11 protein-coding genes are annotated in these 11551 nt (G+C 65.2%); 10 read left to right on the forward strand and 1 reads right to left on the reverse strand.

Annotated features, from left to right (window positions below; translation table 11 throughout):
* Positions 1–30 precede the first annotated feature (30 nt).
* From WI560_RS09200 to WI560_RS09225, 6 genes are all read left to right on the forward strand, one after another.
* Positions 31–846: a putative hydro-lyase gene (locus WI560_RS09200; protein WP_375307733.1), complete on the forward strand. Its 816-nt coding sequence runs from the start codon at positions 31–33 to the stop codon at positions 844–846.
* Between the two features lie 89 nt (positions 847–935).
* On the forward strand, positions 936–2180 hold the full coding sequence (locus WI560_RS09205) for an ABC transporter substrate-binding protein (RefSeq protein WP_375307734.1): 1245 nt from the start codon (positions 936–938) through the stop codon (positions 2178–2180).
* Positions 2181–2374: 194 nt separating this feature from the next.
* Positions 2375–3208: a branched-chain amino acid ABC transporter permease gene (locus tag WI560_RS09210; protein ID WP_375307735.1), complete on the forward strand. Its 834-nt coding sequence runs from the start codon at positions 2375–2377 to the stop codon at positions 3206–3208.
* Positions 3208–4191: a branched-chain amino acid ABC transporter permease gene (locus tag WI560_RS09215; protein WP_375307736.1), complete on the forward strand. Its 984-nt coding sequence runs from the start codon at positions 3208–3210 to the stop codon at positions 4189–4191. The genes WI560_RS09210 and WI560_RS09215 overlap by 1 nt, the downstream gene beginning before the upstream one ends.
* A complete protein-coding gene (locus WI560_RS09220; protein WP_375307737.1) occupies positions 4188–4919 on the forward strand; it encodes an ABC transporter ATP-binding protein in 732 nt (243 codons plus the stop codon). Before WI560_RS09215 ends, WI560_RS09220 begins: the two co-directional genes overlap by 4 nt.
* Positions 4903–5607 carry an ABC transporter ATP-binding protein gene (locus tag WI560_RS09225; protein ID WP_375307738.1) on the forward strand — a complete coding sequence of 235 codons (705 nt, stop codon included), beginning with the start codon at positions 4903–4905 and terminating at the stop codon, positions 5605–5607. The genes WI560_RS09220 and WI560_RS09225 overlap by 17 nt, the downstream gene beginning before the upstream one ends.
* A 142-nt stretch (positions 5608–5749) precedes the next feature.
* Here the strand turns inward: WI560_RS09225 and WI560_RS09230 are convergent, their stop codons facing one another.
* Entirely contained in the window at positions 5750–6436 is a 687-nt protein-coding gene (locus WI560_RS09230) for an aldolase (protein WP_375307739.1), read from the reverse strand.
* Between the two features lie 105 nt (positions 6437–6541).
* Between WI560_RS09230 and ltnD the strand changes: the two genes are divergently transcribed.
* The 4 genes from ltnD (at position 6542) to WI560_RS09250 (ending at position 11407) form a co-directional block, all read left to right on the forward strand.
* Positions 6542–7459 (forward strand): L-threonate dehydrogenase, encoded by a 918-nt coding sequence (ltnD, locus tag WI560_RS09235; protein ID WP_375307740.1) that lies wholly within the window; start codon positions 6542–6544, stop codon positions 7457–7459.
* Positions 7460–7476: 17 nt separating this feature from the next.
* Entirely contained in the window at positions 7477–8259 is a 783-nt protein-coding gene (gene otnI / locus WI560_RS09240; protein ID WP_375307741.1) for a 2-oxo-tetronate isomerase, read from the forward strand.
* The gene (otnK, locus tag WI560_RS09245) at positions 8256–9545 is read left to right on the forward strand and encodes a 3-oxo-tetronate kinase (protein ID WP_375307742.1); all 1290 of its coding nucleotides are present in this window, start codon (positions 8256–8258) and stop codon (positions 9543–9545) included. The genes otnI and otnK overlap by 4 nt, the downstream gene beginning before the upstream one ends.
* A gap of 170 nt (positions 9546–9715) precedes the next feature.
* Positions 9716–11407: a methyl-accepting chemotaxis protein gene (locus WI560_RS09250; RefSeq protein WP_375307743.1), complete on the forward strand. Its 1692-nt coding sequence runs from the start codon at positions 9716–9718 to the stop codon at positions 11405–11407.
* The last annotated feature ends 144 nt before the right edge of the window (positions 11408–11551 follow it).

Consider the following 11551-nt stretch of genomic DNA (forward strand, 5'->3'; position numbering starts at 1 on the left):
CTTTGTCGAGTTTATGGGCAGGTCAATCGCATGACTGTTTTGGTGGCAACGCAGCAAACTGAAACAACCGACACGCTGCCGAGCCGCAAGGCCCGGCTCGCTTACCGTGAGGGGCTGGTCGCCTCCACCGCCGGCGTCGCCCCCGGCTTCGTCCAGGGCAATCTGGCGATCCTGCCGGCGGACTATGCCGGCGCCTTTCACCGCTTCTGTCAGCTCAATCCGAAACCGTGCCCGATCATCGGCATGTCCGATGTCGGCAGCCCTTTCATCCCGGCGCTCGGCGCCGACCTCGACATCCGCACCGACGTGCCGCGCTATCGCGTCTGGCGCGATGGCGAGATCGTCGACGAGCCGACCGATGTGACCAAGTACTGGCGCGACGATCTCGTCACCTTCGTGCTCGGCTGCTCGTTCTCGTTCGAGGAGGCGCTGCTCGACGAGGGCATGCCGATCCGTCACATCGAGCAGAACGTGCGCGTGCCGATGTACCGCACCAACATTCCTTGCGGCGTGGCCGGACCGTTCGCGGGTCCCATGGTGGTGTCGATGCGCCCGTTCAAGCCTGCGGATGCGATCCGCGCGGTGCAGATCACCTCGCGCTATCCCGCCGTGCACGGCGCGCCCGTGCATCTCGGCCACCCGCATCTGATCGGCATCAAGGACATTTCCAAGCCCGATTACGGCGATCCGGTGACCGTCGCCGACGACGAGATCCCGGTGTTCTGGGCCTGCGGCGTAACCCCGCAATCGGTCATCAACGCCGCCAAGCTGCCGTTTGCGATCACGCATTCGCCCGGCCTGATGCTGGTCACGGATCTCAAGAACAGGACCATGGCCGTGATTTAACGGGCAGCATCTGCTGCTTCTTCGAGCTTTACCGCATCCGTCAATCGCTTCATTCGATCATCTGAAATTCAGTCACAAAGGACTCCGCCATGACGATCACTCGCCGCGACGTGTTGTTAGGTGCCACCGCCACCGCTGCCCTGGTGCCGCTCGCTGCACGCGCCCAGACGTCGGAGGTCGTGATTGGCGTGATCTATCCGTTCTCCGGCGGCAGCGCGCAGCAGGGTGTCGATGCGCAGAAGGCCTACGAGACCGCGCTCGAGGTCATCAACAAGGACACCGCTTTCGATCTGCCACTGGCCAAGGGCGAAGGCCTGCCGGGCCTCGGCGGCGCCAAGGTCCGCCTCGTCTTCGCCGACCACCAGGCCGATCCGCAGAAGGGCCGCGCCGAGGCCGAGCGCCTGATCACCCAGGAGAAGGTCTGCGCCATCATCGGCACCTATCAGAGCGCGGTCGCCGTCACCGTCAGCCAGATCTGCGAGCGTTACCAGGTCCCGTTCGTCTCCGCCGACAATTCCTCGCCGAGCCTGCATCGCCGCGGCCTGAAGTACTACTTCCGCGCCGCGCCGCACGACGAGATGTACTCGGCCGCCATGTTCGACTTCTTCGATGCCCTGAAGAAGAAGGGCACCAAGATCGAGACGCTCTCGCTGTTCCACGAGGACACCATCTTCGGCACCGATTCCGGCAACGCCCAGGCCAAGATCGCCGGCGAGCGCGGCTACAAGATCGTCACCGACATCAAGTATCGCGCCAACTCGCCCTCGCTCTCGGCCGAGGTGCAGCAGCTCAAGTCGGCGAATGCCGACGTGCTGATGCCATCGAGTTACACCACCGACGGCATCCTCCTGGTCAAGACCATGGCCGAGCTCGGCTACAAGCCGAATGCGATCGTGGCGCAGGACGCCGGCTTCTCCGAGAAGGCGCTCTATGATGCCGTCGGCGACAAGCTCGAGGGCGTGATCTCGCGCGGCACCTTCTCGCTCGACCTCGCGCAGAAGCGCCCGATGGTCGGCAAGATCAACGACATGTTCAAGGCGAAGTCGGGCAAGGACTTCAACGACCTCACCTCGCGTCAGTTCATGGGCCTGATCATCCTCGCCGATGCCATCAGCCGCGCCAAGTCGACCGACGGCGAGAAGATCCGCGACGCGCTGGCGGCGACCGACATCCCGGGCGAGCAGACCATCATGCCCTGGAAGCGCGTCAAGTTCGACGAGATGGGCCAGAACAACGACGCCGACCCCGTGCTGCTGCAATATATCGGCGGCAAGTTCGTCACCATCTTCCCGCCGCAGGCCGCGATTGCCGAGGCGGTCTGGCCGATGAAGTAAACTGGGAAAGCGGGAGCTCAATGTAGCTCCCGCCCTCATCCTGAGGAGCGGGCGTAGCCCGCGTCTCGAAGGACGAGGGCTGGGCCATCCTTCGAGACGCGCGCTGGTGCGCGCTCCTCAGGATGAGGATCTATTTCGGGGGACGACTTTTGACAGCCCAAGCCATTATCCAAAGTCTCGCGAGCGGCCTGCTCATGGGCCTGCTCTACGGATTGATCGCAGTCGGCCTCGCGCTGATCTTCGGCCTGATGGACGTCACGAACTTCGCCCATGGCGAGTTTCTGATGATCGCGATGTATCTGTCCTTCTTCCTGTTCGCGTTCTTTGCCATCGATCCCTTGCTGTCCGCGCCATTGGTCGCTGCCGCGCTCTTCATCTTCGGAGCGGTGATCTACTTGCTGATTGTGCGCTTCGCCATGCGGGCCAAGGCCAATGCCGGCATGGTGCAGATCTTCACTACCTTCGGCCTTGCCATCGTCATGCGCGGCCTCGCGCAATACTTCTTCACGCCTGATTATCGCAGCATTCCGCAGTCATGGCTCGGCGGCAAGACCATCTCGATTGCCGGCATCTTCCTGCCGGAGCCGCAGCTGGTCGGCGCGCTGGTCTCGATCGCGGCCTTCGCCGGCCTCTATTTCTTCATCCACCGCACCGATTTCGGTCGCGCGATCGAAGCCACCCGCGAAGATCCCGGTGCGGTCGCGCTGGTCGGCATCGACAAGAACCGCGTGTTCGCGTTCGGCTGGGGCCTCGGCGCCGCGCTGGTCGGCCTCGCCGGCGCGATCATGGCGAGCTTCTTCTACATCTATCCCGACGTCGGCGCGTCCTTTGCGCTGATCGCCTATGTCACCGTGGCGCTCGGCGGCTTCGGTAGCGTGTTCGGCGCCTTCGCTGGCGGCATCATCGTCGGCCTCGTCGAAGCCACCACCGCCCTGGTGCTGCCGCCGTCGCTGAAATCGGTCGGCATCTACGCGGTCTATCTGCTGGTCGTCTTCATCCGGCCGCGCGGCCTGTTCGGATCGATCTGATGGACAAGGAATTTGCAGCGCGGCGCCGCCGCGACCTCATCATCGCCGCCGCGCTCGCCACGATTGCGGCGCTGACGCCATTGTTCGTCAAGGACGTCGTTGTCCAGAACATCCTGATCCTGACGCTGATGTATGCGGGTCTGTCGCAGAGCTGGAACATCCTGTCCGGCTATTGCGGGCAGATCTCGCTCGGGCACGCGCTGTATTTCGGCCTGGGTGCCTACACCACCGAGCTGCTCTTCACCAAGTTCGGCGTGCTGCCCTGGTTCGGCATGCTGGCCGGCGGCGTGGTGTCGGCGCTGATCGCGATGGGGCTCGGCTATCCCTTCTTCCGCCTGCGCGGCCATTACTTCGTGATCGCCACCATCGTCATCGCCGAGATCGGATTGCTGCTGTTCCACAACTGGGAATGGGCCGGCGCTGCGATGGGCATCACCATTCCGATCCGCGGCGACAGCTGGCTGAAGTTCCAGTTCCTCCGCACCAAGCTGCCGTATTTCTACTTCGCGCTCGCGCTGTGCTGCCTCGCCTGGTTCGTGACCTGGTGGCTGGAAAACTCCAAATGGGGATTCTGGTGGCGCGCGGTGAAGGACAATTCGGACGCGGCCGAGAGCCTCGGTGTCGACGTGTTCAATTCCAAGATGGGCGCGGCAGCCGTCTCCGCCTTTCTTGTTGCCATCGGCGGCAGCTTCTATGCCCAGTTCGTCTCCTACATCGACCCTGAGAGCGTCATGGGCTTTCAGTTTTCGCTGCTGATGGCGCTGCCGGCCGTGCTCGGCGGTATCGGCACCCTGTGGGGGCCGGTGTTAGGGGCCGCCATCCTGATCCCGCTGACGGAGCTGACGCGCTTCAAGTTCGGTGGCTCGGGGCGCGGTGTCGACCTCATCGTCTACGGCACGCTGATCGTCCTGATCTCGCTGGCCCTGCCGCGGGGGCTGCTCAGCCTGTTCTCACGGCCGAAGAAGACGGGAGCCGCCCGATGACCGCGCTCCTCGAAACCCGCGGCGTCTGGCAGCGCTTCGGCGGCCTTGTCGCCAACAGCGACGTCTCGATCTCGGTCGGCCGCGGCGAGATCGTCGGCCTGATCGGCCCCAACGGCGCCGGCAAGTCGACCCTGTTCAATCTGATCGCCGGCGTGTTGCCGCCGACCCAAGGCACGATCCTGTTCGATGGCGAGGACGTCACCCACATGCCGGCGGCGGCGCGCTGCCAGCGCGGCATCGGGCGCACCTTCCAGGTGGTCAAGAGCTTCGAGACCATGACCGTAATCGACAACGTCATCGTCGGTGCGCTGGTGCGCAATACCGTGATGCGGGAGGCGCGCCGCAAGGCTCATGAGGTGCTGGAGTTCACTGGCCTTGCCGCGCGCGCCGACGTGCTCGCCAGCGACCTCGTGCCGGCCGAGAAGCGCCGCCTTGAAGTCGCCCGCGCGCTCGCGACTGAGCCCAAGCTTCTTCTGCTCGACGAAGTCCTCACCGGCCTGACGCCGACCGAGGCGCAGACCGGTGTCGCGCTGGTGCGCAAGGTGCGCGATGCCGGCATCACCGTGCTGATGGTCGAGCACGTCATGGAGATCGTGATGCCGCTGGTCGACCGCGCCATCGTGCTCGACCTCGGCAAGGTGCTGGTCGAAGGCAAGCCCGCCGACGTCGTCCGCGATCCCAAGGTGATCAAGGCATATCTGGGAGATCGTCATGCTGTCGGTGCGTGAAGTCACGACCGCCTATCAAGGCCTGGTCGCGATCTCCGCGGTCTCGATCGAGGTCCAGAAGGGCGAGATCGTCTGCGTCGCCGGCGCCAACGGCGCGGGCAAGTCGACACTGCTGAAGTCGATCGCCGGGGCCGAGCGGCCGCGCTCGGGCAGCGTGACCTTCGACGGCAGGCAGATCAACGGCATGGCGCAGCACCACATCACGGCGGCCGGCATCGCCTATGTGCCGGAGAACCGCCGCCTGTTCCCGCGCCTGTCGGTGCGGGACAATCTGCGCCTCGGCAGCTATCTCTATCGCGGCGAGGCCGATCGTGAGGGCCCGCTCGATCTCGTCTTCACCCTATTTCCGCGCCTGTCCGAGCGCCTCGAGCAGCGCGCCGAGACGCTCTCCGGCGGCGAGCAGCAGATGCTCGCGATCGGTCGCGCCCTGATGACGCGCCCTCGGCTCTTGATGCTGGACGAGCCGTCGCAGGGCATCATGCCGAAGCTGGTGGATGAGATCTTCCAGGCGGTCAAGCGCATCCGCGACGCCGGCATGACCGTCCTCATCGTCGAGCAACGCATGGCCGAGTGCCTCGAGATCGCCGACCGCGCCTACATCCTGCAGACCGGCCGCGTGCTGATGCAGGGCGCAGCCAGCGAGATCAAGGGCAACCCGGACGTGAGGAAGGCGTATCTGGGATTGTAGTGTTGGATTCGTAGGTTGGGCAAAGCGAAGCGTGCCCACGCCTTTCAAAGACGTGGGCACGGCGCTGGCGCGCCTTTGCCCACCCTACGGCACTATCGTTACGAAGTATCGAGCGCTCGCAATGACGAGGTTAGAACCGCGTCTAATGCCCGTCCCCATGCTCCGGCAGCGTCACCCCGAACACCTTCACCAGATCCGTCACCTGCTCCGGCGAGAGATATCGCGGGTTCAGCCCGCGCAGCAGCAGGTACAGCTTCGCCGTCTCCTCCAGTTCCTCGGTCGCGAACACCGCGGCTTCCAGCGTGTCGCCGGCGACGACAGGGCCATGATTGGCGAGCAGCACGGATGAATATCGTCCCGCCAGTCCCTTGATTGCGTCCGCCACAGCGGGATCGCCGGGGCGGTAATAGGGCACGAGCGCGGTGGCGCCGCATTTCATCAGGTAGTACGCCGTCATCGGCGGCAGCGCGGCGCGCGGGTCGATCTCGGGCAGCATGGATAGCGCGACCGAATGGGTGGAGTGCAGGTGCACTATCGCGCGTGCGCTGCCGCGCGTGTCGTAGAGTGCAGTGTGCAGCGGAACTTCCTTGGTCGGTGCATCGCCCGACACCAGCCGGCCCTGATCGTCCAGTCGCGAGAGTTTTGCCGGATCGAGGAAGCCAAGCGAGGCGTTGGTCGGCGTCACCAGCCAGCCGCCGCCGTCCAGCCGGACGCTGATATTGCCGGAGGAGCCCGGCGTCAGCCCGCGCTCGAACAGGGACCGTCCGAAGCGGCAGATATCCTCGCGCAGCCGCGTCTCGTTGCTGTTTTCAGTCCTCATGGCCGTCATGCCCCTTTGTCTCACGCTTTGGCAGCGCGACCAAGCCGTGTTATCGGTTCGTCGAGCCCGCCGCAAAGGCCGGCCATCCGGGAAACGTTCGCAAGGGTTAGTTGCATGTCCGCCTCCACGCCACAAAATCAGCGCATCGCCGTCATCGGGCTCGGCTCGATGGGGTACGGCATGGCGACCTCGCTGAAGCGCGCCGACCACGCGGTCACCGGCTGTGACGTCTCGGCTGACGCCGTGGCGCGTTTCGTGAAGGATGGCGGGACGGGGGCCAAGACCCCGGCCGAGGCCGCCAAGGACGCCGACATCGTCGTCAGCGTCGTCGTCAATGCCGCGCAGACTGAGACGATCCTGTTCGGCAAGGATGGTGCCGCCGAGACCATGCCGAAGGGCAGCGTGTTCGTCTCCTCCGCCACCATGGACCCTGACGTGGCGCGGCGCCTTGCCAAGCAGCTGGAGGCGACGGGCCGGCATTATCTGGACGCGCCGATCTCCGGCGGGGCGCAGCGTGCCGCGCAGGGCGAGTTGACGATCCTGGCCTCCGGCAGCCCCGCTGCATTTGCGAAAGCGCGGCCCGCGCTCGATGCCATGGCGGCAAAGCTCTATGAGCTCGGCGATGCCGCAGGGCAGGGCGCTGCCTTCAAGATGATCAACCAGCTGCTCGCCGGCGTGCACATCGCCGCCGCCAGCGAAGCAATCGCGTTCGCGGCCAAGCAGGGCCTCGACATCCGCAAGGTCTATGAGGTGATCACGGCCTCCGCCGGCAATTCCTGGATGTTCGAGAACCGCATGCCGCACGTGCTCGACGGCGACTACACGCCGCGCAGCGCGGTCGAGATCTTCGTCAAGGATCTCGGCATCATCCAGGACATGGCGCGCAGTGCCCGATTCCCGGTGCCGGTCTCCGCCGCCGCGCTCCAGATGTTTCTGATGACATCAGCCGCCGGCATGGGCCGCGACGACGATGCGTCGGTGGCGCGCATGTATGCGCAGGTGACCGGCGTGAAGCTGCCCGGCGACAAGTAAGTTTGAGGGGATTTCCAATGCCGCGTTTTGCCGCCAATCTCTCGATGATGTTCACCGAGGTGCCGTTCCTCGATCGGTTCGATGCCGCTGCGCAAGCCGGCTTCACCGCGGTCGAGTTTCTCTTTCCTTACGAGCATCCCGCCGAGGCGGTTGGCGAGCGACTCAAGCGCAACGGCCTGACGCAGGCGCTGTTCAACCTGCCGCCGGGCGACTGGAATGCCGGCGAGAAGGGCTTTGCGGCGCTCCCCTCACGGTTCAACGACCTCAAGGCGAGCCTGGAGACGGCGCTGCCCTATGCCAAGGCGACCGGCGTGAAGCGCCTGCACCTGATGGCCGGCATCGCCAACCGCGGCGAGCGCGTCGCGATCGAGGCCTTCTACAAATCGGTGGCATGGGCCGCGGAGTTCTTCGCCCCCCACGGCATCGACGTCGTGATCGAGCCGATCAATGCGCGCAACGTGCCCGGCTACTTTCTCAACGATTTCGGCTTCGCCCGCGACCTGATCCAGGAACTGAGGCTTGCGAACCTGAAGCTCCAGTTCGACATCTATCATTGCCAGATCATTCATGGCGACGTCACCATGCGGCTGCGCGAGATGATGCCGATCATCGGCCACGTCCAGATCGCCAGCATCCCCTCGCGCAACGAGCCCGACGGCGAGGAGCTGAATTATCCGTTCCTGTTCGACGAGCTCGACCGCCTCGGTTATGCCGGCTTCGTCGGCTGCGAGTACAATCCACGCGGCAAGACCATTGACGGGCTCGCCTGGTTCAAGCCCTACGCCGGAGTGAAGCCGTGACACTTGCGGCAAAGCTTTCTCTCGGCTGCATCGCCGACGATTACACCGGCGCCTCCGATCTCGCCAACACGCTGACGCGCGCCGGCCTGCGCACCGTGCAGACCATCGGCGTGCCCTCGGACGACCTGGCGTTGCCCGAGGTCGACGCCGTCGTGGTGTCGCTGAAGAGCCGTTCGATCGAGGCCGGACTTGCCGTCTCGCGCTCGCGCGCGGCGGAGAAATGGCTGCGGAGCCGCGGTGCGCGCCACGTGCTGTTCAAGATCTGCTCGACCTTCGATTCCACCGATTTAGGCAATATCGGCCCGGTGATGGACGCGTTGCGCGCCGATAGCGGCGAGGGTGCCGTTCTGGTGACGCCGGCCTTCCCGGAGACCGGCCGCACCGTCTACCAGGGCAACCTCTTCGTCGGCGCCGTGCCGCTCAACGAGAGCCCGCTGAAGGACCATCCGCTCAACCCGATGCATGATTCAAACCTGGTGCGCGTGCTGGCGCGCCAGAGCAGGACGCAGATCGGTCTCGTCGACCTCGCGACTGTCGCGCGCGGCGCGGATGCCGTGCGGGCGCGATTGGCCGAACTCGCCGGCAAGGGTATCGGCGCTGCCATCATCGACGCCGTGTTCGATCGCGACCTCGAAACCATCGGCCTCGTCGCCGCCGAACATCGCCTGTCGGTCGGGGCCTCCGGCATCGGCCTTGGACTGGCGCGAGCTCTGGTGTCGACGGGCAAGGTCAAGCGCGGTGCGGCAAGCAGCGAGTCCGGAGCTGCCGTCGGCGGGCCAGCAGCGTGTCTTGCCGGAAGCTGCTCGCAGGCCACGCTTCAGCAGATCGCGAATGCCGAACGCATCATGCCGGTGTTCCATCTCGACCAGGACCGTATTATTACGGGAGCGAACGAAGCCGAGCGCGCGCTCGACTGGGCGAGGCCGCGACTTGCCGACGGCCCGGTGCTGATCGCCTCGAGCGCGAAGCCCGAGGACGTCGCCGCATTGCAGGCCCGCCACGGGCGCGATGCCGCGGGACACGCCATCGAGCAGGCGATGGCCGATATCGCGGAAAGCCTCGTGAAAGCAGGGGTCCGGCGCCTCGTCGTTGCCGGCGGCGAGACATCCGGCGCGGTCGTCGACCGCCTCGAAATCCCGGGCTTCCTCGTCGGCGCGGAGATCGCCGCGGGCGTGCCGGTGCTGCGCGCCGTCGGCGCCGAAGCAGGCGAAATGCTGCTCGCGTTGAAGTCCGGAAACTTCGGCGGCCCCGAGTTTTTCGCAGATGCGCTTAGGCTCATGCGCTGAGCGCAGGGCGTTCTTAGGCGCCTGTTCATCTCTTTCGACTTCCGTGCTCGCGCGGAGTCGCAGTCAACATTTTTCGCAGACGGTCTGCTGTCTGATGTCGGCGCTGCTCCCTTTGGTTGATTCTTTAGAGCTCCCGACGCGCGCCCGCGCCAGCACAACGAGACCCGATTATGTTTGCCAAGCTTTCCATCCGCGCCAAGATCATCAGTGTCGTGGCGTTCCTGCTGATCGCGATGACCGGCATGGGTCTGCTCGCCGTCACGAAGATGCGGACGATGAACGCCAACACCCTCGACATCACCACCAACTGGATGCCGAGCGTCAAGGTGATCGGCGACCTGCGGGCCGCAGTCATCACGTATCGGAACGTGGTGCGCCAGCACATGCTGGCCGAAGCTTTGGACGACAAGCTCGCGGTGGAGAAGACCGCCGCCACCGTGACCGACGCGCTCGCCAAGACGCGCAGCAAGTATGAGGCCATGATCAGCTCGCCGGAAGAGCGGGCGCTCTACAGCCAGTGGTCCAAGCTCTGGGACGATTACAAGAAAGGCACCGAGGAGGTGATGGCCTTGTCGCGCAAGGAGGCCGGCAAGATCCCGCGCGAGGCGCAGGAGCTCAACTCCAAGACTGTCAACAAGATCGGGCTTCAGGCGGATGAGGTCCTGAACAAGGACATCGAGCTCAACACCAGGGGGGGCGAACAGGCGGCTCAGGATGCTGCCGACAGCTATTCCTATGCCTTCATGCTGGTTTCGGTCATTCTCGGCGTCGCCGTCCTGGTCGGCATTGGTCTCAGCTTCTATCTGGTCAGCGACGTCTCGAACGGCATCAACTCCATCACGCAGCCGATGCAGGCGCTGGGTCGGGGCGATCTGGCCGCCGAGGTCCCGCATCGCGGCGAGAAGACGGAGATCGGCGCCATGGCCGACGTGCTCCAGATCTTCAAGGAGGCGTTGATCGCCAAGAAGGCTGCGGACGAAGCTGCGGCGGCGGATGCCGAGATCAAGATCGAGCGCGGCCGCCGCGTCGACGACATCACCCGCGAATTCGAAGCCATGATCGGCGAGATCGTCCAGACCGTGTCGTCGGCTTCGACCCAGCTCGAAGCCTCCGCCTCGACGCTGACGTCGACAGCCGAGCGCTCGCAGAGACTGGCGACCACCGTTGCCGGAGCTTCGGAGGAAGCCTCGAGCAACGTGCAGTCGGTGGCCTCGGCGACCGAGGAGATGGCTTCGTCGGTCGGCGAGATCAGCCGCCAGGTGCAGGAATCGGCGCGAATGGCTGGCGATGCCGTCGGTCAGGCGCGTGCCACCACCGAGCGTGTCAGCGAGCTGTCGAAGGCAGCGGCCCGCATCGGCGACGTCGTCGAACTAATCAACACCATCGCCGGCCAGACCAATCTGCTGGCGCTGAACGCGACCATCGAGGCCGCGCGCGCGGGTGAGGCCGGTCGCGGCTTCGCTGTCGTCGCCTCCGAAGTGAAGGCGCTCGCGGAGCAGACCGCGAAGGCCACCGGCGAGATCGGTCAGCAGATCTCCGGCATCCAGGCGGCGACCAACGAATCGGTCGGTGCGATCAAGGAGATTTCCTCGACCATCGAGCGTCTGTCGGAGATCTCGTCGGCGATTGCAGCAGCCGTGGAAGAGCAGGGCGCGGCGACCCAGGAGATCGCCCGCAACGTGCAGCAGGCCGCGCAAGGCACCCAGCAGGTCTCGTCGAACATCACCGACGTGCAGCGCGGCGCGACCGAGACCGGATCCGCGTCCTCGCAGGTGCTGTCGGCGGCGCAGATGCTCTCGAACGACTCGGGCCGGCTGAAGACCGAGGTCAGCAAGTTCCTGACCACCGTCCGCGCGGCGTAGAGTCTCTGTCCGATCGAACGGCGAGCGGCGCCAGAAAGCGCCGCTCGTTCCGTCTTGCGGGTCGCATGATCTCGCTCGCAGTCGCACTTCCGCGTGCCGTAGTTCTACGGTCGAGACGTTTCATCGATGGTTAAATCGAATTTA

This window comes from Bradyrhizobium sp. A11 (assembly GCF_042077125.1).
Lineage (GTDB): Bacteria > Pseudomonadota > Alphaproteobacteria > Rhizobiales > Xanthobacteraceae > Bradyrhizobium > Bradyrhizobium japonicum_B.